This window comes from Silvibacterium bohemicum, assembly GCF_001006305.1.
GTDB classification, from domain to species: Bacteria; Acidobacteriota; Terriglobia; order Terriglobales; family Acidobacteriaceae; genus Silvibacterium; species Silvibacterium bohemicum.
Window position 1 is genome coordinate 501,114 of the sequence record NZ_LBHJ01000020.1, and the last position, 24,725, is coordinate 525,838.

Annotated in this window: 25 protein-coding genes; 11 read left to right on the top strand and 14 right to left on the bottom strand. The window is 59.3% G+C overall.

Translation table 11 applies throughout. The features are described 5' to 3' along the window. Positions 1–87: 87 nt before the first annotated feature. On the bottom strand, positions 88–390 hold the full coding sequence (gene hfq, locus XX99_RS25180; protein ID WP_050062161.1) for an RNA chaperone Hfq: 303 nt from the start codon (positions 388–390) through the stop codon (positions 88–90). Positions 391–1,154: 764 nt separating this feature from the next. Between hfq and XX99_RS25185 the strand changes: the two genes are divergently transcribed. Both XX99_RS25185 and XX99_RS25190 read left to right on the top strand, forming a co-directional pair. Then, the gene (locus XX99_RS25185) at positions 1,155–1,934 is read left to right on the top strand and encodes a ferritin-like domain-containing protein (protein WP_197081949.1); all 780 of its coding nucleotides are present in this window, start codon (positions 1,155–1,157) and stop codon (positions 1,932–1,934) included. Positions 1,935–1,945: 11 nt separating this feature from the next. Next, positions 1,946–2,839 (top strand): ferritin-like domain-containing protein, encoded by an 894-nt coding sequence (locus XX99_RS25190; RefSeq protein ID WP_050062163.1) that lies wholly within the window; start codon positions 1,946–1,948, stop codon positions 2,837–2,839. A 391-nt stretch (positions 2,840–3,230) separates the two neighbouring features. Here XX99_RS25190 and XX99_RS25195 read toward each other — a convergent pair whose 3' ends face one another. The 5 genes from XX99_RS25195 to XX99_RS25215 form a co-directional block, all read right to left on the bottom strand. Next, entirely contained in the window at positions 3,231–4,433 is a 1,203-nt protein-coding gene (locus XX99_RS25195; RefSeq protein WP_050062164.1) for an SH3 domain-containing protein, read from the bottom strand. A gap of 160 nt (positions 4,434–4,593) precedes the next feature. Further along, positions 4,594–5,718 (bottom strand): lactonase family protein, encoded by a 1,125-nt coding sequence (locus tag XX99_RS25200; protein WP_050062165.1) that lies wholly within the window; start codon positions 5,716–5,718, stop codon positions 4,594–4,596. 187 nt (positions 5,719–5,905) lie between these two features. Beyond that, on the bottom strand, positions 5,906–6,457 hold the full coding sequence (locus tag XX99_RS25205; protein WP_050062166.1) for a carboxymuconolactone decarboxylase family protein: 552 nt from the start codon (positions 6,455–6,457) through the stop codon (positions 5,906–5,908). Positions 6,458–6,647: 190 nt separating this feature from the next. Then, complete coding sequence (locus XX99_RS25210; protein ID WP_050062167.1) at positions 6,648–7,184, bottom strand: peroxiredoxin; 537 nt, start codon at positions 7,182–7,184, stop codon at positions 6,648–6,650. A gap of 66 nt (positions 7,185–7,250) precedes the next feature. Then, the gene (locus tag XX99_RS25215) at positions 7,251–7,685 is read right to left on the bottom strand and encodes a Fur family transcriptional regulator (protein ID WP_050062168.1); all 435 of its coding nucleotides are present in this window, start codon (positions 7,683–7,685) and stop codon (positions 7,251–7,253) included. 369 nt (positions 7,686–8,054) lie between these two features. On the opposite strand from XX99_RS25215, the gene XX99_RS25220 reads away from it, so the two are divergent. Continuing rightward, a complete protein-coding gene (locus tag XX99_RS25220) occupies positions 8,055–9,260 on the top strand; it encodes a hypothetical protein (protein WP_156186211.1) in 1,206 nt (401 codons plus the stop codon). Between the two features lie 71 nt (positions 9,261–9,331). Here the strand turns inward: XX99_RS25220 and XX99_RS25225 are convergent, their stop codons facing one another. Continuing rightward, complete coding sequence (locus XX99_RS25225) at positions 9,332–9,781, bottom strand: DUF2203 domain-containing protein (RefSeq protein ID WP_050062170.1); 450 nt, start codon at positions 9,779–9,781, stop codon at positions 9,332–9,334. Between the two features lie 28 nt (positions 9,782–9,809). Next, positions 9,810–11,000 carry a quinolinate synthase NadA gene (gene nadA / locus XX99_RS25230; protein WP_082125960.1) on the bottom strand — a complete coding sequence of 397 codons (1,191 nt, stop codon included), beginning with the start codon at positions 10,998–11,000 and terminating at the stop codon, positions 9,810–9,812. Positions 11,001–11,335: 335 nt separating this feature from the next. Between nadA and XX99_RS28475 the strand changes: the two genes are divergently transcribed. From XX99_RS28475 to XX99_RS25250, 4 genes are all read left to right on the top strand, one after another. Further along, on the top strand, positions 11,336–11,884 hold the full coding sequence (locus XX99_RS28475; RefSeq protein ID WP_082125961.1) for a Sec-independent protein translocase subunit TatA/TatB: 549 nt from the start codon (positions 11,336–11,338) through the stop codon (positions 11,882–11,884). A 52-nt stretch (positions 11,885–11,936) separates the two neighbouring features. Continuing rightward, positions 11,937–12,674: a twin-arginine translocase subunit TatC gene (gene tatC, locus XX99_RS25240; protein ID WP_311732211.1), complete on the top strand. Its 738-nt coding sequence runs from the start codon at positions 11,937–11,939 to the stop codon at positions 12,672–12,674. Then, positions 12,671–13,564, top strand: a complete 894-nt coding sequence (locus XX99_RS25245; RefSeq protein WP_231581616.1) for a M28 family peptidase — start codon at positions 12,671–12,673, stop codon at positions 13,562–13,564. The genes tatC and XX99_RS25245 overlap by 4 nt, the downstream gene beginning before the upstream one ends. Positions 13,565–13,749: 185 nt before the next feature. Next, positions 13,750–14,673 carry a TerC/Alx family metal homeostasis membrane protein gene (locus XX99_RS25250; protein ID WP_050062172.1) on the top strand — a complete coding sequence of 308 codons (924 nt, stop codon included), beginning with the start codon at positions 13,750–13,752 and terminating at the stop codon, positions 14,671–14,673. Here the strand turns inward: XX99_RS25250 and nadB are convergent. After that, the gene (gene nadB, locus XX99_RS25255) at positions 14,633–16,222 is read right to left on the bottom strand and encodes an L-aspartate oxidase (RefSeq protein ID WP_050062423.1); all 1,590 of its coding nucleotides are present in this window, start codon (positions 16,220–16,222) and stop codon (positions 14,633–14,635) included. The genes XX99_RS25250 and nadB overlap by 41 nt on opposite strands. A 100-nt stretch (positions 16,223–16,322) precedes the next feature. Between nadB and aroB the strand changes: the two genes are divergently transcribed. The 4 genes from aroB (at position 16,323) to XX99_RS25275 (ending at position 19,434) form a co-directional block, all read left to right on the top strand. Continuing rightward, positions 16,323–17,420: a 3-dehydroquinate synthase gene (gene aroB, locus XX99_RS25260; protein ID WP_050062173.1), complete on the top strand. Its 1,098-nt coding sequence runs from the start codon at positions 16,323–16,325 to the stop codon at positions 17,418–17,420. Then, a complete protein-coding gene (locus tag XX99_RS25265) occupies positions 17,417–18,163 on the top strand; it encodes a ubiquinone/menaquinone biosynthesis methyltransferase (protein WP_050062174.1) in 747 nt (248 codons plus the stop codon). The genes aroB and XX99_RS25265 overlap by 4 nt, the downstream gene beginning before the upstream one ends. 62 nt (positions 18,164–18,225) lie before the next feature. Next, positions 18,226–18,627 carry an OsmC family protein gene (locus XX99_RS25270; RefSeq protein WP_050062175.1) on the top strand — a complete coding sequence of 134 codons (402 nt, stop codon included), beginning with the start codon at positions 18,226–18,228 and terminating at the stop codon, positions 18,625–18,627. Positions 18,628–18,669: 42 nt separating this feature from the next. After that, the gene (locus tag XX99_RS25275) at positions 18,670–19,434 is read left to right on the top strand and encodes a PASTA domain-containing protein (RefSeq protein ID WP_050062176.1); all 765 of its coding nucleotides are present in this window, start codon (positions 18,670–18,672) and stop codon (positions 19,432–19,434) included. Here XX99_RS25275 and XX99_RS25280 read toward each other — a convergent pair. From XX99_RS25280 to aroC, 5 genes are all read right to left on the bottom strand, one after another. Further along, a complete protein-coding gene (locus tag XX99_RS25280; RefSeq protein ID WP_050062177.1) occupies positions 19,418–20,407 on the bottom strand; it encodes a hypothetical protein in 990 nt (329 codons plus the stop codon). The genes XX99_RS25275 and XX99_RS25280 overlap by 17 nt on opposite strands. 40 nt (positions 20,408–20,447) lie before the next feature. Beyond that, positions 20,448–21,776: a 16S rRNA (cytosine(967)-C(5))-methyltransferase RsmB gene (rsmB, locus tag XX99_RS25285; RefSeq protein ID WP_050062178.1), complete on the bottom strand. Its 1,329-nt coding sequence runs from the start codon at positions 21,774–21,776 to the stop codon at positions 20,448–20,450. A gap of 2 nt (positions 21,777–21,778) precedes the next feature. Next, complete coding sequence (fmt, locus tag XX99_RS25290; RefSeq protein ID WP_050062179.1) at positions 21,779–22,723, bottom strand: methionyl-tRNA formyltransferase; 945 nt, start codon at positions 22,721–22,723, stop codon at positions 21,779–21,781. 242 nt (positions 22,724–22,965) lie between these two features. Continuing rightward, positions 22,966–23,475, bottom strand: coding sequence for a peptide deformylase (gene def, locus XX99_RS25295; RefSeq protein WP_050062180.1), 510 nt, complete (start codon positions 23,473–23,475; stop codon positions 22,966–22,968). A gap of 19 nt (positions 23,476–23,494) precedes the next feature. Continuing rightward, on the bottom strand, positions 23,495–24,676 hold the full coding sequence (aroC, locus tag XX99_RS25300) for a chorismate synthase (RefSeq protein ID WP_050062181.1): 1,182 nt from the start codon (positions 24,674–24,676) through the stop codon (positions 23,495–23,497). Positions 24,677–24,725: the final 49 nt, after the last annotated feature.

Sequence of the window (24,725 nt, forward strand, 5' to 3'; positions counted from 1 at the left end):
CGATCAGTGTGTTTCTCGTTCCCGAAACACACGTCTCCCACGCAGCGCCCCGCTTGCGAGGCGCCCGCCGGGGATTGAGAACAGATTCTACAGGTCGGAGACGCTGGCCGCGCCAACCAGCGCGCCTTGTCCCACGGTGTGGCCCACAGCACCGACAGGCCGGTGCTCTCCGTGCAGAACGGAACGACTGCTCACCACAGTCGAGATGGCATGTTTGAAAATTAACTGCTCCTGGCTGTTGTTTTCCAGAAGCACGGAATATTTGTCAAAGGACCGGATTTTTCCGGTCAGCTTTACGCCGCTTACCAGATAAATCGTTATGGGGGTTTTGTCCTTACGAACGGTATTCAGGAAGGTGTCCTGAATGTTCTGTGCCGGCTTGTTGTCCATGTGCCGATCTCCTTCTCATGATGTGCCGCTTGGTTTACAACTGCTGAATCAAAAGTGAATTCAGCGCCGGAGTCTGACTAACAAAACGCCGTCGCCGCAGTATGATCTTCAAATTGCAATTAACAGTCCCACCTTTCCAAGTTAACAGGTTAGCTGGGTCCTTTGCACGTTGCCCTCCAACGATCCTGGCTAACTTGATAATCGTGACAAGCTGGCGAAACCCTTCTTTTTTTCTCAAATAAAGCAAATCTGTACGCTTCGACAGCGCCCATTCCTGCCAGCGAAATGGATTGGATGTCTTATTTCATGGAAAGGCTGCCGGGTAGTTTCTTCGCGAAGAAGAATTCTGCAACAAGCACACCTGCAAGCGCGCATTTCACGAGGTCATCGAACGTTCTCCCGACATCTCCGGCGATGCTGGACAGCATCGATATGTTGCATAGAAAAATTTGATGAGGCCGCAAACCCCCAATCAATTGTTGAGATTCGGGAGAAAACTCCTGTCCTACGCAAGTGGACGTTGAAACAAAACATCCGCTATTTCCGCAAACGCGTTCTTAGTCCAGAAAGCAGTTCGCTTCGATTCGCACTCTAGACGCGACCGAAGGCTTTCGTAGGCAGATCAGAGAGAGGCGATTGTGGACAATATCAGCGAACGCATCAGAAACAGAGTTTCTCGTCGAAAATTTCTCGCCGCAGTTGCAAGCGGCATCGGCACCACCGCTGCCGTAACTATGGCGGCAGGTTGTGGCGGCAGCTCGCACATGACAACCCCTACACCCCCGACCACACCCACTGGTATTACGGACGTCGACATCTTCAATTTCGCGCTGAATCTCGAATATCTCGAGGCTGAATTCTATCTGCGAGCCGTGACCGGCTCGGGGCTCTCCTCGGCTGATATTGGAACCAGCCCGGGCATGGTTACCGGAGGAGCGGCAGTTCCCTTCCAGACGCCCGCGATTCAGGCTTATGCCGAAGAGATCGCGAATGACGAGCTGGCTCACGTGAGGTTTATTCGCAAGGCGCTAGCCAATGCAGCGGTCGACCGCCCGGCGATCGATCTGCAAAACAGCTTCAATGCCGCTGCGATGGCTGCCGGCATCGGTGCAACCTTCAATCCGTTCGCCGATGAAAACAGCTTCCTGGTGGGCGCCTTTGTCTTTGAGGATGTGGGTGTAACCGCGTATCACGGCGCTTCCACGCTGCTCACCGTCGCCGCGAATCTGGGCTACGCTGCAGGCATCTACGCCACCGAGGCCTATCACGCCGCGACCGTCCGCACGCTGATTGCGCAACTCGGCGCTCCCTACCTTACCTATGCCAACCAGATCTCCGCGCTGCGCGCTACGGCCGGCGGAGGCGCAGAAACCACGTTGGCTCCGGGATCCATCGTTGCCGCGGACTCCAACTCCATTGCCTACGACCGCACTACGGATCAGGTCCTGCACATCGTCTACCTGGACCCCACTGCCGGCGTCGTAAGCAAAGGCGGATTCTTCCCCAACGGTCTGAACGGCACCATCACGGCATCGGCGTCCTAAGGAGAGCTGACATGGAAATAACAGAATTGGAACAGAAAAACGCTGAATCGACGTCCTCCAGCCGTCGCTCCGCTCTCATTCTCGGCGGAACGGCGCTGGCCGGCATGCTGCTCTCGCGCCACGCGGAAGCGCAGGCCGCCGTTACCGACGCCGACATCCTCAACTTCGCCCTCAACCTCGAATACCTGGAGGCGCAGTTCTACACCATCGCCACCACCGGCGCAGCCCTTCCCGCCTCGATGACTGCCAGCGGCTCCGGAACAGCGGGCGGGACGGTCACGGTCAAGGCCAACGCCATGGTGCCCTTCGTCACGCCTTTCCTGCAGCAATTCGCTATGGAAGTCGCCACCGATGAGCAAAATCACGTCAACTTTCTGCGCACCGCATTGGGAACGGCCGCAGTCGCTCAACCCAACATCGACCTCCTGAACAGCTTCAACGCCCTGGCTGTGGCCGCCGGACTGGGCGCAACCTTTGATCCTTTTGCCAGCGAAACGAACTTCCTGCTCGGCGCCTTCATCTTCGAAGACGTGGGTGTAACCGCCTATCAGGGAGCGGCGGGGCTCATCAGCAGCAAGGCCTATCTCGACAAGGCGGTGGGCATCCATGGAGTCGAGGCCTACCACGCTGGAAGCATTCGCACCCGCATCTACCAGGCGGGAGCGGCTGCACAGACAGCGTCGCAGGCCATTGCAGCGACACGGGCCAAGCTCGATGGCACCAACACCGACGACATCGGCGTGGGTACCTCCAGCAGCGGCGCTGCAACCATCGTCGACAACGACGCCAACGCAATGACCTTCCCTCGCACGACCACGCAGGTGCTGAGCATCGTGTACGGCGGAGGGGCCGCAGGCGTCGGGGGCGCGTTCTACCCGCAAGCCATGAACGGAACGATCAAGTAGGCCGTCCTAAACAGAATCAAAAAAAAACAAAGGCCGGATGGATCTCTCCATCCGGCCTTTGTTTAGGTTGATGACAACCTTTGCAATGCGAGCCGGCGTTCCCTCAGCGGCTGAAGCCGCACTCATTTTGCTTGATTTACGTACGGCCTGAAGGCCGTACCCTTCCGAGACCAAGACTTTGTCAACAAGCTGAGCAAAGTTATACAGGGCTTAGGAAGCAGAAGATCCAGGGCTAAAGCCCTCGGAATATCATAGGCTTATTCGTGAGGCTGAAGCCTCACGCTCCCTCCGAAAATCAATCGTTGAATTTTTCATCAACCTGAGCAAAGACCAGATGGCTCTCTCTATCTGGCCCATTCTTCAAACCTTTCACTGAAGCGAACCGGCAGTGCTAGTGGGCGTGGCGCTTGTGCTTTTCCGGAGCCCGCCTCCGGCGCTTCACCGGCTCCGCGCCGGCAGGCCGTGGAGCGGGAGGAGTTGCGGGACCGATCTTCTTGACCAGCGCGCCTTCCAGACGATAGGAATCAGTCTCGGTCTGCGCAGCATGGGCGACGCCGGTCGTGGGATCAATGGCCACATCGTCACCGGTCGCGACCTTGAAGGAGAAGACCGGCTCCTGCTGGTTATCGGCTACGGTGCTGCTTATGGTCACCGGCAAGTATCCCTGCAAGTTGCGCTCCCGAAAGGCTGTCTCGTAGCGATGCTTGCGAGTATTCCAAGTAAAAACGCGTATCTGATCGAAATCGTAGGGCAGCCCGTCTTTCCATGAATTGATGACGGTTATGTACTCGGGGGCTTTTTTGTCAGGGAAGGAAGAGTCAGGATCATCGACGGTGCGCAGCAGATAGGCGCCGATGTACCGTTGGCCTTCAGAAAGGCCGGCGATCTCGGCAGGAATATCGACATCCATCATGCGCGACCAGACCCATCCCATCTGGCCCTGCGCATCGCGGACCAGCCACCAGTCCTGTAAAACCGGCTGCGCGGGATCGTCCTTGGCAACCGTTGCCGGCTCCCCCTTCTTCGCGCTTCCCGCCGCTTTCGTTTTTGTCGCTGGAGGCGGAACGGGTACCGCCTGGGGAGGCATCGGCTTGGGAACAGAAGCTCTGGTGATGAGCTGCAGTTTGGCATTCTCGGCGAGCAGGTAGTAGTGGTCCGTCTGCCGCCCCGGCTGGTCGTGCAGATAGGAGTCGTCGCGGAGAACGCCGGTGGCGATGACCGGATCTTTTTCGTGCTGCTTGGCCAGCTCCGTGAACTGGTCATAGACCTTTTGCTCGATGATGGCGTGTCCATCGATCCAGCCGATCTCGCCCTTCTCGTCCTTTACTTTGACGAAACGCCGGGCGCGGTCGAGAACCAGTAGTTTTTCCCCGTTCGACACCTCGCCCACGCGATTCGAAACTGCGGCGAGCCGATCCCGCAGAAAGGTTCGCTTAGCCGAGACGTACACGTACTCCTGCGCAGGCTTGGGCGTGAACCGGGCACAGCCCGAAACCAGCACCAGAACCGAGAGGAGCTTTAAACGGGAGCGTTTACCGGGCAGGAAGGTCATCCAGGCAGGGGGTAGAGGCCGGTGGCCGGAATCGGACAGCATTGCTTTCACTTTAACTATTTAGAGAGAAAACCCGTAGAGATTGGCGCAGAATTTTGTGGATTTTGTGCGACGCGAATCTAATCGGCAACATTTACGGGAAAGATCCGGCCCATTCCGGCCGCTCCCAGCTGTGGTGTCAGATTCGCGCAGGACGTTACAGCTACTTCGCGGAGACGACGGCAAGCGCTCCAGTGGGATCGGTGCCGGTGGTTGCTGTGGCGAAGCTTTGCAGCGCTCCTGGGGTGGTCGTCAGGATGGAGAAGAGCTGAAGGTCGGGAGATCCCCCGGTGTTCGCAACCTCAAGGTATTTGTCCGTGATGTCTTCGGCAAGACCAACCGGCGTTGTCCCGGTAGTGAAGGGTGAGCCGGCAATGGCGGTTAGTCCTCCTGTTGCCGAGAGCAGAAACGCGCTGATGGTATTCGACGTCTTGTTGGCTACATAGACGTAGCTGCCCGTGGAATCGACCAGCACGGCCGTCGGCCCCACGCCCACAGCGTAAGGAGAGCCTGTGACTTCGGTGACCCCGCCGGTAGTTCCGATGGAGAGAACACGCACAATGTCAGTTCCCGATTCCGCGACAAAGAGATACTTGTTGCCGGGGTCGACGGCCAACCCCTGAGCTCCATTCGTCGATTGCTTCGGCTTAAGGTTTCCGGTCGGACCGGTGAGGGCACCAGTGGTCGCATTGAAAGTAAAAGTATCTACGCCGCCCGCTCCCAACGAGATATAGACGAAGTTGTTGTTTGGTGAGAAGACGATAGTATTTTGCAATTCAGTAGTGTTTTGTACTCCGGGATCGAGGGTGAGCTGGGCCTGCTGACCCAGAAGGCCCGTGCTGGTATTGATGGGGAAAATATATGCGATGGGCGTCGGATCGACTGCAATCAGCCAGTTCCCCGATTGGTCAACTGCCATGGCTGTAGGAGTGATCGAGGAAATCAACGGGCTCCCGCCGTTCAGCAGCGTCAGGGCACCGTTGCTCCCGATCGAGTAGCCGAAGATCACGCCCGCGATGCTGGATACGTAGAGAAAACTGCCGCTCGGTGTGGCCGCCATCGCGCTGGGTGCTACCCCCAAAGAATTCGGTGAGCCGGAAACGGCGGCGATGCTGCTCGTGCCCACGGAGAAGCCGGCAATGGTGCCGGTCTCTCCGTTCGCGACGTAGACATAGTTGCCGCTGCCGCCGGGCGGCGTAGGATTCGATGACTCTTTGGGAAAAAACTGGCCGCATCCGCCGAGCAGCAGAGAAATCACCCCGAGGGGAAGAACTTTCCAGAATCGCATCAAGCTTCTCAATCCCTATGCGCCGCAATGGCCAAAATACGAAAGTATCCCTACCTAGTTAACACGCGTGCGGACGGTTTGTCGCCTCGCAAGCATACTTCCCAAACTTCAGACGCAGACTGCGTCAATTTCGCGCACAAAAAATAAGGCCCGCCGAAGCGGGCCAGAACCCAACTCATCGTAAAGATTAGACGGCAACCGGCTCGGCTTTGACGACACGCTCCGCATCGAGCACCGCACCGATCGCATGCAGCACCGAGGCGACACGAACGATGGCCAGAATCGACTCTTCGGTGATGCCCTTCTCGCGCACGACCTTCTCGTGAGAGTCTACGCACTTGCCGCAGCCGTTGATGGCGGAAACCGCCAGCGCCCAAAGCTCGAAATCGATGTGGTCGACGCCGTGAGTGCGCATTCCGTTCATGCGCAGGCGCGCCGGCAGCGTTCCATACTTCTCGTTCGAGGTGAGGTGCAGAAAGCGGTAATAGATGTTGTTCATGCCCATGATGGCAGCAGCGGTCTTGGCCGCTTCCAAGGCCTGCGGCGTGAGGTGCTTTGCGGCTTCCTGCAAGGCTGCTTCGGTCAACTCGCCGTTGCGTGCCGCAATGGCGCTGGCCACAACCGTGCCCCAAAGCTGCTGCGCGGTGAGCTCGTTGTTCTGCCGCACCAAGGTGGAGTAGTTCAGTTTCAGGTCCTTCGCATAATTCGGAAGGCCGTCGATCAAGAGGTCGATGGACATGGAACTCCTTTCGCTAAGGTCCGGGTCGCTATGATCCGGATCGCTAAAAAGCGGGTTGCTAAGAACCGGTTGGCTGAAAAGCGAGTGGCACCCGAAGACTCCCTGCTGCTCGGTTCATCGCGACCCGGTCTTAAGCGACCCGCTTGTCGGCGGCCCGGCCCTTAGCTACCCGCTTCCCAGCACGAGGCCGTTAGGCCGAGATCGTCGCTTCGCCCTTCTGCCAGTTGCAGGGGCAGAGCTCATCGGTCTGCAGAGCGTCGAGCACGCGCAGCACCTCCTGGGGGTTGCGGCCCACGGAAAGATCGGTCACGTACACGAAGCGGATGATGTTCTCGGGATCGACAATGAAGGTGGCGCGCTGCGCTACACCGGCATTGATGTCCAGAACGCCCAGCTCGCCGGTCAGGTCGCGCTTGATGTCAGCCAACATGGGGAAGGGCAGGTCCTTCAGATCTTCGTGGTTGTTGCGCCACGCGAGGTGAACGAACTCGGAGTCGGTGCTGCCGCCCAGGAGCTGGGTGTCGCGCGCTTCGAACTCCGCGTTGATCTTGCCGAATGCGGCAATCTCGGTCGGACACACGAAGGTGAAATCCTTGGGCCAGAAGAAATAGACCTTCCACTTGCCAGGATAGCTCTCATCGGTGATGGTCTCGAATGCCTTGTCTTTATCGCGGCTCACGGTTGCAACGACGGAAAACGCGGGGAACTTCTCGCCTACAGTTAGCATGTATGACTCCTAAGAATGAAGTAAGAATGGAAAAGGGTTGAACTCAGTGAAGTAAGGAAAAAAAGGCTAAGACAAACTTTTCTGGCACTCTGCGCACAGTCCCAGCACATCCACCGCATAGCGTTGAGCCAGAAATCCGCCCGGCAGCTTGCGCGCCCTGGCTCCGATTTCGAGCGCCTCGGCGTCGATGTCGGAGATCGATTTGCATCCCGTGCACACCAGGTGATGATGCGGCCGTGCATTCGTTTCAACACGAAGCGAGCCGTGGTGCAGGCTTACCTCACGGAAGACGCCGCTTTCAATAAATAGATGGATGGTCTTATAAACAGTGGCCAGAGAGATCGAAGGAATTCGAATCCTGACCCGGGCATACACTTCTTCCGGACTGGGGTGTCCGTGCATATGCCGCAACGCCTCGAAAACCACCTGACGCTGATGCGTAACGGCGATTCCAGCCGTATCGCACAGTGTTCGGAACTCGTTGGCTTCGGCAATGGTCATCGCTAAAGACTATTAGACGATAATTGTTATTACCTGTCAAGACAGCATAGTGGTGGCACATAGGACTTTCTCGCAGTAACTGGAGCTAATTCCACTGCGAACTGGTCATGAACGAGCTGAAATCCTTCCCCTTTCCCAAAGACAGAGACCCTTTGACATGCCGAGGGCAGGAAGGAGCACACGGACTGGAATAATTCCGGGCGGTGGGCGTTACTCGTATGAGCAGTTTTCATAAGGAGCCTTGACTTCATGCCAAGCTTGCCGCCTTTAAACACGTCATACTCGATGGAATCGGTCGGAATAGACTCCGCCGATTCCCCACTGACACCTTTGACATCTTCAGAACCACCCAGTCCGTCGGGATCGCCTATGGATGTCGACCATGAGGCTATGGAGGATCAGCATCCGGATCTACACAGTCTGGGCTACAGTTCAATCGAACAACAGCACTCACAGGAACTCCCTGATGACGAGGCAGGCCAGCCCAACGGCAGCGGAACAGGCACTCACGCCTCAGACAGCGGTCCGGAAGAAAGCCGGAAGAGGGTCCGACAGGACGCATCCCCGCATTCGGCGGATGAGCCTGCAGCCAAGCGTTCCAAAACCGATGAGCCAACATATCGAACCACAGGAAGGCTCGCGCGGAAAACGGACCAAGGCGTGAAGAACTACGACGACGGCACAAAACAATCAGGCTCAGGATGGAAGCCAAGGGCAGACCATATTTATCCCAAACAGGATGATCTGCAATGGTCTTATCAGCGACCAAGTATGGGGGACGCCGTTACCGAACGAATGAAACAGAACCCGGCAGACCAAGGATCGTATAGCAAGACGATGCAGGTTGATCAAGCGGAAGGGGGCGGCAAACTGGGATTAAAACAGTTAGGAGTGCAGCGTAATCACACCATTGCCGACAGCTACAACGCGCGGCTTCTTACCGAAGCTTACAACAGCAATATGCAGCCGGGAGGGGCCGCACACCAAGCTGTCAACGATTACATATCGACCATGGCGGGCGGCGCTGAAACGGTGGAGGCGCAGAAAGCAACGGCGGCCTTCAATCAGGCGCTTCAGCCAGGCACCAGACACGCTAGCGCGGGTTTAGGTAACTTGAAACAAGCAATCAACCTAACCTCTTCGGGCACCAACAATATGCGCTTCGGATCCGGCGCGGTCAACGGGGATATTGGCAAGGGAGCCGATTACGAGCACAACCTTAAGGGTGAGATATCTCCCCGCTCGCAAGAGCTGCGAGAATCAGTGTTGAACATGGCGCAGAACGGCGCGATAACTCATGACTCCGCGTTCAATGCCGTTCAGCCCACGATCAAACACACGGGAGACCCAGGGCGGCTGAGCGGACAATATGCATCCTCTTCGTCCGATAGACAAGGTTACGACGTGGGTGCGAAGTGGGGAGACATGCAGGATCCGGAGACGCTGAGGCCGCGAGACCGCAATCATTTCGACGTCACGCCGGCCAACCCCTACGGCGTAGGTCAAGCCGCGGAAGATCCAACGGGAAACCTGGAGAGCGACCGAAAGAGGAAATCGGATTTCCTCAATGAGTGAACAGGACGTGCCGGAATATCTGCGAGGAAGAGAAGCAAAGGCAGGTTAGGCGAGTAGCAAACAAAGAATGACTAATTAGGCAGGTCGGGCTTGGGCCGCCTGCCGGCTTTTGCGCCGAAGCGCTCGTCAATCGGCTGGCGGCCGCGGAAGCCGGAGTCGATCGTGTGCCAGAAGTCGATTTGGCTCTCGCCCATTCTCCAGCACAGCAGCACCGTTTCTCCGTTGATCTCGCAGGGAAAATCGAGCAGGCCGGTGTCGATGTCTTTTACCTGAACGCCGATAGCGTCGATCTCGTCGAGCGAATCTTTGGCCTGCTGGACGTGCTGCTCCATCGAGGAGCGCTGCCGCCGGATCTTGGCCACGTCAACCATCAGGCCGCCGGTCAGGAAGATCCTCTTGTTCAGCTCCTGCAGGCGCTCTTCGATCGTGTCGGCGGCGCGCTTGCTTTCGATCGCCCGCTTGAGCAGCGATTCGAGCACCGGCAGCAGAGCTTGCGCCTCATCCAGGGTAAAGGTCTTCATAGTGGAGAACGTCCTTAACGATACACTTTCAGGCTTTCACTTCGAGCATCCGGTCGAGGGCCACGCGCGCCCAGTGCTTCACGTCGTCGCGCACCTGGATGCGGTTCACGACGCGGCCTTCCACCAGATTTTCGAGGGCCCAGGCCAAATGCTGCGGGCTGATCCTATACATCGTAGTGCAGAGGCAGCCGGTATCGTCGAGGGTGATGATCTTTTTCCCCTTAGGAGCGAACTCCTTGGCCAGACGATTCACCAGATGGATCTCGGTCCCAATCGCAAACATCGAGCCCTCGGGCGCATCCGCAACCAATTGAATCAGCCGCTCCGTCGATCCGGTGGCATCCGCCTTCTGGCAGACCTCCCAGCGGCACTCGGGATGCACGATGACCTGGATGCCGGGATATTTCGCCCGCACCGTGTCCACGTGCTGAGGAAGAAAGCGCTGGTGTACCGAGCAGTGGCCTTTCCACAGGATCACCCTGGCCGCCTTGAGGCGCGCGGGAGAGATTCCGCCGTTGATCTGGTAGGGATCGAAGACCACCATCTCACTCAACGGGATTCCCATGGCGAAGGCGGTGTTCCGTCCCAGGTGCTGGTCGGGTAGAAACAAAATCTTCTCGGCCCGCGCAAAGCCCCATTCAAATGCTTTGCGCGCATTCGAGGAGGTGCAGACCAGGCCGCCGCGCTCGCCGCAGAAGGCCTTGATCGCGGCTGTCGAATTCATGTAGGTGAGCGGAAGAATTTCATCCGGGCCGATGCCCGCGGCGAGCAGCGTATCCCAACAGTCTTCTACCTGACCGATCTCGGCCATATCCGCCATGGAGCATCCAGCATTCAGGTCGGGCAGGATCACCTGCTGTCCGGGATGGCCGGGCAGGTCGGGACGACCAAGCACATCTGCGCTCTCGGCCATGAAGTGTACGCCGCAAAAGATGAGGTAGTTGGCCTCTGTCTCTGCCGCAACCTTGGATAGCTTGTAGGAGTCGCCGGTGAAATCGGCGAAACGGATCACTTCATCGCGCTGGTAGTGGTGTCCCAGCAGGATGGTGGTCTTGCCCAGCTTCTTTCGAGCGGCTGCAATCCGCTCGTCCATGCTGTGGTCCGGCAGCGCGAGATAGTTGTCCAGCGAGCAAAGATCCTGATTTTCGACAGTATTCTGGTTCAGGGTCGATTCTTCAGGCACGGATGCAACGACTTCTTCAAGTACGCTCAATTTCATTTCCGCCTTCAGCCCATTCGACGATGCGAAGATCGCGATGGACGGGGATGTTGAAAGCAATAACCAGGCTGCAGTCGATTCACTGTGGCTGACGCCACCCAACCGACGGGGATGTTGCCGCCTACGTAACAGTGGATGCGCCCTCGAAGAGATTCGTCGCAAAAACGAACCCCGCTAAGGCCTTTCCAATACAATTAGTTTAATACATCTGTAACCACCGCCGCGAAGCCATCCGATACGTTGCCAAGACCGTTCTCCTACTGAATCGCATCTCACGGAAACAAGACTTCAACGAAATTTGTGACCCGCTATGGGCACGGGTATCATGAAAGCCAATGCACTTTGCCGACTCCATCTTTATCTTCCTGCTGGCCTTGATTCTCTTCGGGCCCAAAAAACTCCCGGAGATCGGGAGACAGATCGGCAAATTGCTGGTTGAATTCCGGCGCGCGTCCAACGAATTCAAATCCCAGATCGACGAAGAGCTGCGCACCATGGAGCAGCAGGAGCGCCAGAAGAAGCTGGAGCAGGCTGCGCTTCCCGCTGCGGAGATGACCAGCCAGCCCAACATTCTGCCTCCTTCCACGGGAATGACAGTTAGCGCCAGCCAGCCCTACGGCCAGGTGACCCCACCGGAGCTGCCCACGGAAATTTCTTCGACTGAGCAGACCGGTCCCAGAACACCAATCATGGAAGCGCAGGGCGTGGACACACAGGCCGCGGAGACACCAACGGCTGCCGTCACGGGAGACACGTTTTCCGCTCCTGACGCAGCGCCGGTCACCTCACATGGAACGAACGGGCACACTTCTTCTGAGCCGATAGAGGCCGGGAATTTAAGCACCGAGCCCGAGAACGCACAGGCCTCAATACATCATGGATGACATCCTGGATCGAGCCCGATCCGCCGTAAGCTCGCGCGCAGAACTCCCCGGCATGAGCCTCCTCGAACACCTCGAGGAGCTGCGCCGCCGTCTGATTCACTCGGTGATCTATCTCGTCGTCGGATTCTTTGTGGCCTATGGCTTCCACGAGAAGATTTACCAGCTGATGCAGGCGCCGATCACCTTCGCGCTCAAAAAACACAACCTGCCTACGCAGCTGGTGATCCACAATCCGGTCGACGGCTTCAACATGTACCTGAAGATCAGCTTCATGGTGGGCTGCATCGTCGCCGCACCGCTGATCCTCTATCAGGTGTGGCTCTTCATCTCGCCGGGGCTTTACAAGAACGAGAAGCGCTACGTGATGCCCTTTATGGTGGCTACTATCACGCTGTTTCTCTCCGGCGCTTTCTTCGGATACAGGTGGGTTTTCCCCGGCTCGCTGGATTTTCTCTTCGCATACAGCCACGAGTTTCGCCCGCTGATCGAGGTGAATGAGTACACCGATCTCTTTCTCACGGTGATCCTCGGTCTTGGCATCTCCTTTGAGCTGCCTATCCTCGTCCTGTTTCTTTCGCTTTTCGGCATCGTGAGCCCGAAGTTTCTCTGGAAGAACATCAAGTTCGCGATTCTGATCGTGTTCATCATCGCGGCCATCATCACGCCAACGCCCGATCCGCTGACCATGTGCGTCTTCGCCGCTCCGCTGCTCTTTCTCTACCTGTTGAGCATTGGCGTGTCGTTCATGGTGCACCCGGCGCGCCGTAAGCGGCTGAAGGAAGCGGCGTGATCCGCTTTCGCCTGATTTTTGCAGTCCTGCTTTGCTCCATTTCCGGCATAGCTCACGCTGCTGCGCCGGACACCCATTTCGACGGCGCAAAAGCACTCGAATACACGCGCCAGTTCGTCGCCATCGGACCGCGCTGGGTGGGCAGCCCCGGCCATGTGAAGGCGGAAGCCTTTTTACGCAAGCAGTTCCAGCACGATCAGCTCGAAGTAGATACCTTCACCACCAACACGCCTGCCGGTCCGATGGAAATGCACAATTACATCGTGAAGTTTCCGGGCAAGAAGGATGGCGTGATCGTTCTGGCCACGCATTACGAGACCAACTATCCGCTGCGAACTATCAATTTCGTCGGAGCGAACGATGGCGGCTCGACCACGGGCCTGCTGATCGAGATGGCCAATCATTTTCGCGGCCGCACTCTCGATGGATACAGCGTGTGGCTGGTCTTCTTGGATGGCGAGGAAGCGGTCAAGAGCTGGTCGACGTCCGACTCCCTCTATGGCAGCAAGCATCTGGCAGCGAAGTGGCAGAGCGACGGCACGCTCAAGCGCGTCAAAGCCTTCTTGCTCGCCGACATGATCGGCGATAAGGACCTGGACATCTATCGCGACCGCAATTCCACGCCGTGGCTGCTCGATCTGGTGCAGCAGGCCGCCGCTCATTTCGGATATCAGTCTTACTTCTTTGCCCAGGAGAACCAGATCGAGGACGATCATCTGCCCTTCGTGCAGCGCGGCGTCCCGTCCGCCGACATCATCGACCTCGACTACGGATACGACAACGCCTATCACCACACGGTGGACGACACCATGGATAAGCTAAGCGCAAAAAGCCTTACCATTGCCGGCGACGTCTTTCTCGAAACCATCCGGCTAGTGAACCAGAGGTAAGAGCGGCCTCTCCCCTCGTCATTCTGTGCGATCCGGGGCGGTGAAGCGAAGAATCTCCAGCAGTCCTCAATCGACAGCAGCCTTGAGCATCCTATCGGCAACTGCTTTAGGATGGACTGAATCCCGATTCGCATGCCGCGTTCCTCCATCCCGCTTGCCCCTCGACGATGCCTGGATACACGGGCATGACCACCTCCCACATCTTCGCCGGCGCCTCGCTCAATTTCTGGATCGCCTTCCATGCGATCGTGGGTGTGCTGCTCTTTGTCGATCTTGCGCTTCTTCAGCGGCACAGCAAGCGGGTATCGATCCGCGCCGCGTGGGGCTGGACGGTCGTCGTCGCCGCGCTGGCTTTCTGCTTCGCGCTGCTCCTCTCGCAGACACAAGGCAAGCAGCCCGCGCTCGAATTCCTCTCCGGCTATCTGGTGGAGGGCTCGCTCAGCATCGATAATCTCTTCGTTTTTCTGCTGATGTTTCGCTCGCTCGGCCTGGATACGGAGCAGCAGCGCCGCGTGCTGCTATGGGGCGTGCTCGGGGCCATCGTCATGCGCGCAATCTTTATTTTCGTCGGCACATCGCTGCTGACGCGCTTCGATTGGCTGGAATATGTCTTCGGGGCCTTCCTGCTGATCGCGGCGGTGCGCCTGATGCGCCACAAGCAAGGCGGCGGAGCTACACCTTCTGCGCCTATGCGATGGCTGCAGAAAAACTGCCTGCGCGGGGTTGGTCCGCAAAAGCCGGCGCTCACTTCGTTTTTGCTGATCGTTCTCGCCGTCGAAGCGACGGACCTGATCTTCGCGCTTGATTCTATCCCGGCGGTGCTCGCCATCACGCGCGACACCTTCGTGGTCTACACCTCGAACATCTTTGCCATCCTCGGCCTACGCTCGCTGTACTTCGCGCTATCGAGCGCCCTGGACAAGCTTCGCCTACTCCACTACGGGCTGGCGCTGATTCTGGCGTTCGTGGGACTGAAGATGCTGCTCGGCCACTGGTATCAGGTGCCGACAACCTGGTCGCTGGCCTTCATCGTGATCGTGCTGGCCATCTTCGCGCTGGCCAGCCGTTTTACCGAACCAGCGAACCCTGCTCCGACGCCTCAAAGCTGACGGCGAGTTCGCGCATCACCGAGTGTTTCGCAAAGTGCTCGTCATCACGCTGCGGAAAATCATTCCGGAAGTGCGCTCCGCGGCTCTCTTCGCGCGCCAGCGCCGAACGCACGATCAATTCGGCAACAACGTGGAGGTTGGCCAGCTCCACCGAATCGCGCTGCGGGGCAAACAACGTCTGCTCGCCGCTGCGTCCTAGGTCGCGCCTCTCATTGCGCAGGCCGGAGATGTCGCGGAGTAACCCGGCATCGCGCCACATGTTTTCCTGGAGATGCTTCAAACGCGCAGCGATATCCGGCAGCGGCTGCGCAGCAAAGTGCGGCTTGAATTCAGCAGCCGATGGACGTGTCTTCTTCGCTTCGGGCATGCTCTGGGCCGCGCGCGCGCCAAAGACCAGCCCCTCCAGCAAGGAGTTGCTGGCCAGCCGGTTGGCTCCATGCACGCCGGTGCATGCGACTTCACCCGCGGCATAGAGTCCGGCCAGCGAAGTGCGACCGTCGAGATCGGTCTTCACACCACCCATCAGATAGTGGGCCGCAGGGCGCACCGGCAGCAGGTCGGTTGCGATGTTCAATCCATGCTGGGCCAGGAATTTCGAGATTCCGGGAAACCGCTTGACCAGATCGATGCCGGTTACGTGCCGCAGGTCCAGATAAACGGGCAGCTGATCGCCGCCGTGCTCGCCCATGCCCTCGCGAGTGATTGCCCTGGCCACCACATCGCGCGGAGCCAGCTCCAGCAGCGGATGATAGCGCTCCATGAAACGCTCACCTCGCGCATTGCGCAGATAAGCGCCTTCGCCGCGTAGAGCCTCCGATAGCAGGAAGCGTCCCACGCCGGGAAGGCTCAGCGCGGTGGGATGAAACTGGTAGAATTCCATGTCGGAGATCTCGGCTCCCGCGCGCCAGGCCATGGCGATGCCATCGCCGGTGGCAACAGCAGGATTGGTGGTGTCGCTATAGACCTGCCCCGCGCCGCCGCTGGCCAGCAGGACAGCTCCAGCGGACACCGTGAATATCCGGCCATCCGCGTCGAGCAGCACCGCGCCCGTTACCGCGCCCTCCTCGACAATCAGCTCCGCCGTGGTTGTCCAGTCGAGCAGCGTGATGTTGTGGTGGCCTCGGGCATGCGCCAGCAGCGCGCGGCCAATCTCCGCGCCTGTTGCGTCGCCGTTGGCATGCAGAATGCGGTTGCGGCTGTGCGCGCCTTCACGCGTGAGCATCAGCCGGCCGTTCTCGCGATCGAAGCCGGTCCCCCAGGCGAGAAGCTCCTCAACGCGCAGCGGACCCTCTTCGACCAGCACGCGCGCCGCTTCGCGATTTACCAGCCCATCGCCGGCGTTCACCGTGTCTTCGAGATGAAGAGCCACGTCTTCCTCGCCGCTCATGGCGACTGCGATTCCACCCTGCGCGTAGTGAGTGTTCGATTCGCCCAGCACTTCCTTCGTGACCACCAGCACCCGGCCAACTTCGGCCAGGCCAATCGCTGCGCGCAATCCGGCAATGCCTGCGCCCACAATCAAAAAATCCGCTTCTGTAGCAGAAACCATCACGTTTGAGGCTACCATCCTGAATTAACCCATTTAGACGCGCTATTCGGCGTAAAGATGCAGGCTTGGGCATGACCGAGGTTGGTACGATAATGAAACTGTGCGTACGATCCACGTAAAAACTGCTTCCGCCGATTACCCGGTGCATGTCGGCTACGACTTCCTTGCCCGCTTCGGATCTCATCTCCGCAAAATCGCCGGGAAAGGCGCGCCGAAGCTCTTCGTCCTCACCTCGCCGGAGATCTGGTCGCTGTGGGGCAAGCAGTTTCAGGCATCGCTTCCCGCCGGCAATTCGTTTTCGGTTCTCTTCCTGCCACCCGGCGAACAGCACAAGCGTTTTAGCCAGGTCGAACGGCTTGCTACTGAGCTTTCTGCCGCAGGCGCGGATCGCTCCTCGCTGCTGATAGCTTTTGGCGGCGGCATCATCGGAGACATCGGTGGATTTCTCGCGGCCATCTACATGCGCGGCATCGACTACATCCAGATGCCAACCACGCTGCTCGCTCAGGTCGACTCGTCGGTTGGCGGCAAGACGGGAGTGAATCTCAGCACCGGCAAGAATCTTGTCGGCAGCTTTCATCATCCGCGCGCGGTCTTTGCCGATGTCGGCATTCTCAAGACGCTTCCTCCTCGCGAGCTTCGGGCCGGCCTCTTCGAAAGCATCAAAGCGGGGATCATCCGCGACCCGGGCCTCTTCCGCTTTCTCGAACGCAATCGCGATGCGATTCTCGCCGGCGATCCTACAGCGCTGAACCGTGTGGTCAGCTCGTCTGTCGCGATGAAGGCCGAGGTCGTGGGCATCGACGAGCGCGAATCCGGCCTGCGCATGATTCTCAATTTCGGCCACACCATCGGACACGCCATCGAAGCCGCCACCGGCTACAAAAAGCTCTTACACGGCGAAGCGATTGCCTGGGGCATGCTGGCCGCGCTGCACATTAGCCGCAGTCGCGCGATGATCGCAGAAAAAGATGCCGCACGCATCGAATCGATCATTCACGCGTATGGACCGCTTCCCCGCTTCCGCGCCCGCGTTCCCGCACTCCTTGAAGCAGCCGGCCGCGACAAGAAGAACAAGGCTGGGACGCGGCGCTTTGTCCTCACAACCGGCATCGGGAAATCGATCGTCGTCGAAAATGTAACCGACACAGAGATGATTTCTGCCATCGAGTGGACTCTGCGAGAGGCTGCGCGATGACGCCTTCCGCATCGGGAGCCCGACCTGCCGGCGCGTCCGACGAACAGAGCTCCGCAGCCAGCGTGCAGCAGATGTTCAATAGCATCGCTCCGCGTTATGACCTGTTGAACCACGTGCTCTCGATGAACATCGATCGGCTGTGGTGGTGGCGAACGGCGCGCCGCTTCCAGAGCATCCTGACGCAACCCGCAGCATCCATCCTCGATATCTGCTGCGGCACCGGAGACATGACGCTCGCGCTACTGCGGCGCCGTCCGGCACAGGCGCGGCCGATCCTGGCCGCAGATTTCTCCCACGCCATGCTGGCTCGGGGCGCCGCCAAATTCCAAAATCGCAATGCGATCGCCCTTGAAGCGGATGCGCTGCATCTGCCTCTGCCCTCGAACTCGCTCAACCTGATCACGACAGCTTTCGGATTCCGCAATCTCGCCAACTACGAAGCCGGTCTTCGCGAATTCCATCGCACGCTCGCACCGGGAGGAGAACTGGGTATTCTCGATTTCAGCGAACCTGGAGGGATCGTCGGCAAGCTCTATGCCCTTTACTTCCGCCGCATCCTGCCTTCCATCGGCGCGCGGCTCTCGGGAATGGGCAGTGCCTACGCTTATCTCCCGGCTTCGGTAGAACGCTTTCCACCGCCTGCCGAGATGCTCGAACTGATGCGCGCGGTGGGTTTTGCGAACGTCTCGTGGACTCCCTACAGCTTCGGCATCGCCGGTCTCTATCGGGGCGTAAAACAGTAGCTGCGCATAGGCCGAAGAACGACAGATCGCTATCATCCAGTAATTACCGACGAGGAAAACGAATGCTTGCCAGCTCAAAATGGAAAGAAGGCATGCTCTTCGAGGGGCGCTCGGAGAGCGGCCACACGATTGTTTTCGATTCGAGTGCGGAACATGCCGGCGGCCCGAGCCCCATGGAAGCCGTACTGGCCGCGCTCTGTGGCTGCACTTCTGTCGATGTCGTGAGCATTCTGCAGAAGAAGCGCGAGCCCATCACCGGCCTGACCGTCTCGGCCACGGCGGAGCGCGCCGAACAGGCTCCTCGCGTCTTCACCCGCATCCATCTTGTCTACCGCATCGGCGGCAAGGTCGCGAAGAAAGCCGCGGAAGATGCCGTTGCCCTCTCCAAAGGAAAGTATTGCTCCGTGTCGATGATGCTGGAGAAGTCCGTCGAGATCGACTATTCCATCGAATACGTGGACTAATACTCCGCCAATATTCTTGTGAAAGTAGAATAAGAAGCAGGAATGTTTCGCGCCTTTCAGTTTGGGCTTATTGTGCTGATGCTCGCCGTGCTGGCGATGATCTCGGCCGTGGTGACGATGCACTTCGCCATTCATGGTGCTGAGGTGTCAGTCCCCGATTTCAAAGATCTGAGCGTCGCCGAAGCCACCAGCAAGGCAGCATCGCTGGGCCTCGAAGTCGATGTCGAGAATCACTTCTACAGTGTGAATATTCCGCTGGGCCGGGTGGTCAGCCAATCGCCTGCTGCGGGTGCGGTGGTGCGGCGCGAATGGCATGTCCGCCTGACCGAGAGCCTTGGTCCGCAGCGGGTCGCCATCCCCAACCTTACCGGCTCCGACCAGCGACTCGCCGCCATCGAGATTCGACGCGTCGGACTCGAACTCGGCCAACAGGCCGAGATGCCGGATGCCTATGCAACGCCGGGAGCGGTGATCGCGCAGAACCCTGCCCCCAACGCTTCCGGAGTGGAACGACCGAGCGTAAGCCTGCTGGTGGCCGCGGAGCCAGCCACAGCCGCGACCGGCGGATTCGTAATGCCGGAGCTGACCGGGCAGTTGTTTTCCTCCGCCGCGCTGACCATCACGCGCGCCGGACTCACGCTCGCGCCGATGAAAGAGCAGCAGGTGTCGGTCCAGCCGCTGCAAAGCACGGATACGATTGCAGCGCCATTGCCACCAATTCCCATAGGCTCGGTGATTGCACAGAAGCCGGCTGCAGGCCATCGCATCGACGCGTCGACACCGATCGAGCTTACCGTCGCGCAGTAGCCTTCAGATTCTCGGCAAAGACCCGCTCCAGCCGGGCATTGCGCGAGGCAAGAACCTTCAGCCGCTGCACTGTGTCGTCAGAGGGCATGGAGCGCAGCAGTGCCTCAATGGCCTGATCCGCGCGCATCGCTTCCCTCTCTACCATGCTTAGCAGAAACTCGGTTGCTTCGCTCTGCCGTGTCAATGCGATCGCGGACAAGAGCACGGAAGAGAACCAGACATCGGGCGATTTGTTCCACCTGTCTCGGAGCAGTGCAAAAGCCTCAGGAGAGTGCGTCGCAGCGATGGCCAGAGCAGCCTCGCCGCTGGCGTCGTCTTCGCCTTCGAGAAATTTCGCGGCCCACTCCAGCGCCGCGTTGCCATCGAGCCGGAGGACAGCAGCGTAACAGGCTCCCGGAATCTCGGGCTCGTTTTTGTCGCTCTCGGAGCCGATCTCCGCGCGCAGCCGCAGCAGCAGAGACGCTGCGGGAGAGCCCACCTGCTCGATGGCCCGCACCGCGTCCGCTCTCACTCCTTTGTCAGCATCGGCGAGAGCAGTGATCAGATGCCGCAGGAGCTGGACTTCGGGGATGTCGCGGCATTGCACCAAGGCCAGCGCACAAGTGCCGCGCAGCGTGCCCGCGGTGTCCGAACGGCCGCCCCACACCCGCTCCAGCTGGACATGGCGGAGGCCGCGTAGGAACGGTGCGGCGTCTTGCAATTCGAATGCGGCCAGCGCCCGGCTGATCGCATTTTTTGCCCAGCATTGCGGATCGCTTTTGACGGCATCTTCGAAGAATCGATCGAAGGCGGCCAGCAGATCGGGAGTGAGCTCGACAAGGCGCTGACGAGCTGCGAGATCCGCAGCCTTAGCCACGACATAGTTATAGCGCTGGCGCAGTGCAGCACGCAGAGGCTCGATCCATTCGGCAACCGGCTGCTCGGACAGCCTGTCGAGCGCTTCTAACTGAACTTCAAAGCCCTTCTTCGCCATGGCATGCCCATTCTCTCAAAGTCCCTGCATGCTGATTTTTTCAGGCTCGAACCAGAAGCGCGGCGAAGAATCCATCGCACTGCAGGGTTCCGGGCAGCGTGCGGAGAAAACCATCCTGAATGGCGTGATCGCGCAACCGCGCCAGGCCGTCGTGAGAAATGATTTTTTCGCTCGCCAGCCTTTCTAACTCCTGATCGAGCGGAACGCGGTGAAATTCCGGACGCTTGGCTAGAACCGCCTGCACGACTGCTTCATTCTCCTCTGGTTCCAGAGAGCAGGTCGAGTACAGCAGCCTTCCGCCGGATACAACTCCATTCACCGCCGCCGACAGAATGCGAACCTGCCGATCATGATGACGCGCGATTGCATCTTCATTCATGCGAAAGCGAATCTCCGGATTGCGCGCGATGGTTCCAGTGCCGCTGCACGGCACATCGCAAAGTATCAGATCGTATTCCGGTTCCATACGCGCGGTCATCGCGTCCTGGACACTGAAGCGGATGCGCTCTCCAAGCGGAGCCAGCGATGTGCGCATCGCATCGAGGCGTTTGCGGCTGGCGTCGGAAGCGGTAATCTGCGCGTCAGGATTACGCTCCGCGAGGATTGCTGTTTTTCCACCGGGCGCGGCGCAGGTATCGAGAATGTGCGCGCCATGGCCGGCTAGCTCCGCTACCAGCTGCGAGCCTTCGTCCTGTATACGAAACCAGCCTTGCCGAAAGGCATCGGTGCGAACAACGTCTCCGCGCACCACGCGCCTTGCTGACGCTAGGAACTCTCCAGGTGACAGCTCGACTCCGGCATCAACTAACGCGGATTCGGCCTCGGGATGAAGGAGGCGCAGGGTAATTCCGGCGGGCTCCTGGTCGAAGGCGCAGAGAGCGCGTGTTGCGCCGGTTCCATAAGCACGAATCCATCGCTCGACCATCCATGCCGGATGCGCGTAGGTTTTGGCAATCGATTCGCGCTTGGTAGCCGCAGGTGGCTTTATGGCCAGCTTGCGCAGAATGGCATTGACCAGGCCCGCGGCAAAGGTTTCTCCCGCACGCTTGGCTAGCTCCACGCTCTCGCCGATAGCGGCATGCGGCGGAATGCGATCGAGATAAAAAAGCTGATACGCGCCGAGACGAAGAGCGACTTCGATGGCCGGATTCAGTTTCGCGTCGGGTCGCGTCAGCAGCGGGCGAATCCGCGCATCGAGCGCCAGCTGCCAGCGCAAGGTCCCGAGAACCAACGTCGTAGTGAGGGCGCGGTCCTGCGCCGATAGCGCGTCCACCTCGGGCGCGCGTAACAGCTCGTCGCTGTGCGCATCCGTCGTGGTGGTGGTTTTGAGCAAGATCTGAAAGGCCGTCTCGCGTGCCCGGGCAATCATGGTCAGCCGAGCCTATCGCCGGGCTTGAGCGCATGGCCGCGTAGAAATTCAGCGGCGGAGATGCGCCGTTTGCCTTCCATCTGCAGCTCGGCAATCTCCAGCCAGGTGTGTTCGCCGCAGGCAACAAACAGCCGGCTGCCTTCGACGTGCAATTCCCCCGGCGTCACGTCGCGGCGCTGCAAAGCGCCGGCGTCGAGAGGCATCAGCCGTTGCGCGATCAGCTTCTTGCTCTCCAACGTGCTCCAGGCGCCGGGCCAGGGCTGAAAGCCGCGCCAGCGGTTGTAGATGTCCATTGCCGGCCGCGAAAAATCCATGCGCCCGTCGTCGCGCGTCAGAATCGGAGCGTAGGTGGCGAAAGCATCCTCCTGCTTTTGCGGGATGATCGATCCCGAAACAAGCCCTTCCAGTGTTTCCACCATCAGCGCGGCGCCCATCTCAGCAAGCAGGGGATACACATCTTCCGAGGTGTGGTCGGGAGCAACCGCCATCTCGCGCTGCAGCAGCATATCGCCGGTATCCAAGCCCTCATCGATGCGCATCGTGGTCACGCCGGTCACCGGCTCGCCGCTCGCGATGGCCCACTGAATGGGCGCTGCGCCGCGATACTTCGGCAACAGCGATCCATGCAGATTGAGGTTTCCGTAGCGAGGCAGATCCAGCATCCACTTGGGGATGATGCGTCCATAAGCGACGATGAGGATGACGTCGGGAGCGAGCGCTTCGAGCTGCGCGCGGAACTCAAGATTGTTTTTGATCTTCTCCGGCTGCACTACCGGGAGACCAGCAGCCATCGCCGTTTCCTTCACCGGAGGGGCGACCAGCTGCATGCCGCGTCCACTGCGGCGGTCCGGCTGCGTGGCCACCAGCAGGCATTCATGGCCGGCGCGGAGGACTGCCTTCAGGGTTGGAACAGCGAAAGAAGGCGTCCCGCAAAAAACAAATCTCATAGTCAGTTCAATTCCGGTTGCGAGATGGGCATGTCGAGTCTCCGCTTCTCTCGCATGCGGTCCCTCGGCGGCTGAAGCCGTATTTCTTCGGGGTATTTATGTAGGGGCTGAAGCCCTTACCTACCCTGCAAAACCAGAGCGTCCCCGCTCTGCTTCCAGGGCTGAAATCCTTTTTGTTGCTCCATGCTCTAGCCTACAATTCCGTACTTACTCGAAAATCTCCCGCAACGCTTCCCTGCTTCCTACCAATCGCCGGCCTTCTGCAGCTTGCGAATGCGTCGCAGGATCAGGTCGCGCTTCAATGCGCTGACGCGGCGAAAGAAGAGTACGCCGTCGAGATGATCGATCTCATGCTGAAAGGCCCTGGCCAGCAGCTCTTCACCATCCATCTCGAACCATTCGCCGTCAGCGTCCTGGGCCTTCACCGTGACCTTGGCCGCGCGCGAAACCTTCTCGCGAATATCCGGCAGGCTCAGGCAGCCCTCTTCCTCATACTGCTTGCCTTCGCGGAAGATGATCACGGGATTGATGAGGACGATCTTATCTTCGGGATCCTTCTGGAAGCTGAGGTCGATGACCGTGATGCGCTTCGCGACCCCGATCTGCGGCGCAGCCAGCCCGATGCCCTTGGCCTCGTACATCGACTCGAACATGTCGTCGACCAGCGTGCGCAGCTCTTCGTTGAACTCAGTCACCGGCTCGCTGGGCCGCTCCAACACCGGGTCAGGATATTTGACGATCTCTCTCAGCATCTTTACTTCATCAATCCGTTCAGTAGGCGCGAATCTGGTCGACGTAACCGTCATAGTTACGTTTCACTTCGCGCAGGGAATCTCCGCCAAATTTCTCCAGCACCAGCCGTCCGAAGGCCAGGGCAACCATCGCCTCGGCCGCCACACCAGCCGCTGGGACCACACAGACGTCGCTGCGCTCGTAAGCCGCCTTTGTCGCTTCCCGAGTATCGAATTTCACCGAAGCTAGTGGACGGCGCAGCGTGGATATCGGCTTCAGATAGCCGCGTACGACGACGTCCTCCCCATTCGAGATGCCGCCTTCGATGCCGCCGGCGTTGTTGTGCTCGCGGGTGAAGCGGGTGTGCGCACCATTCTCCGCGCTCTCGGCATAGCCGATGGCGTCGTGGACCGCCGATCCGAGCGAAGCCGCTGCGGTTACACCGCGGCCGATCTCAACCGCCTTCACGGCCTGCAGCGACATCACCGCCTGGGCCAGAATTCCATCCAGCCGCTCATCCCAATTGGCGTATGTTCCAACGCCCGCGGGAGCACCGTGGATCACCACTTCAAAGATGCCGCCGATCGAATCGCCAGTGCGCAGCGCGACGTCGACCTCGGCCTTCATCCGCTCTTCGGATTCCTCGTCGACGCAGCCCAGCAGCACTTCTTCCTTATCGCGCAGCGCACTGATCTCGCTCCACGCCGCATCCCGCGAAAGCTCCGCGCCGCCGACGCGTACGACGTGGCTGGCGATGTCGATGCCCAGCTCCAGCAGCAGCGACTTCGCGACCGCGCCTGCAGCCACTCTGGCCGTAGACTCGCGCGCCGAAGCCCGCTCCAGTACATAGCGCGCATCGGGAAAGTCATACTTCAGCGCGCCTGCCAGATCTGCATGTCCGGGACGGGGAGACGCTACAACTTTGTGCTTGGCGGGATCGCCCGTTTCGACCGGCAGCGATTCCGTCCAGTTTTTCCAGTCGCGATTTTCGATCTCGATGGCAATCGGCGATCCGATGGTCTTGCCGTGACGCACGCCGGAGAGGAAGTGCGCCGTATCCTGCTCGATGCGCATGCGGCCGCCACGGCCATAGCCCTGCTGACGACGCCACAACTCGCGGTTCACGTAAGCACCATCGATCGGCACCCCTGCGGGCATGCCCGAAACCAGTGCAATCAGGCTTTCGCCGTGGGATTCCCCTGCGGTAGAAAAACGTAACATCCTTGCCTATCCCGTCTTATTCCGAAGCGATGGAGTGTCGCGTGCGAGC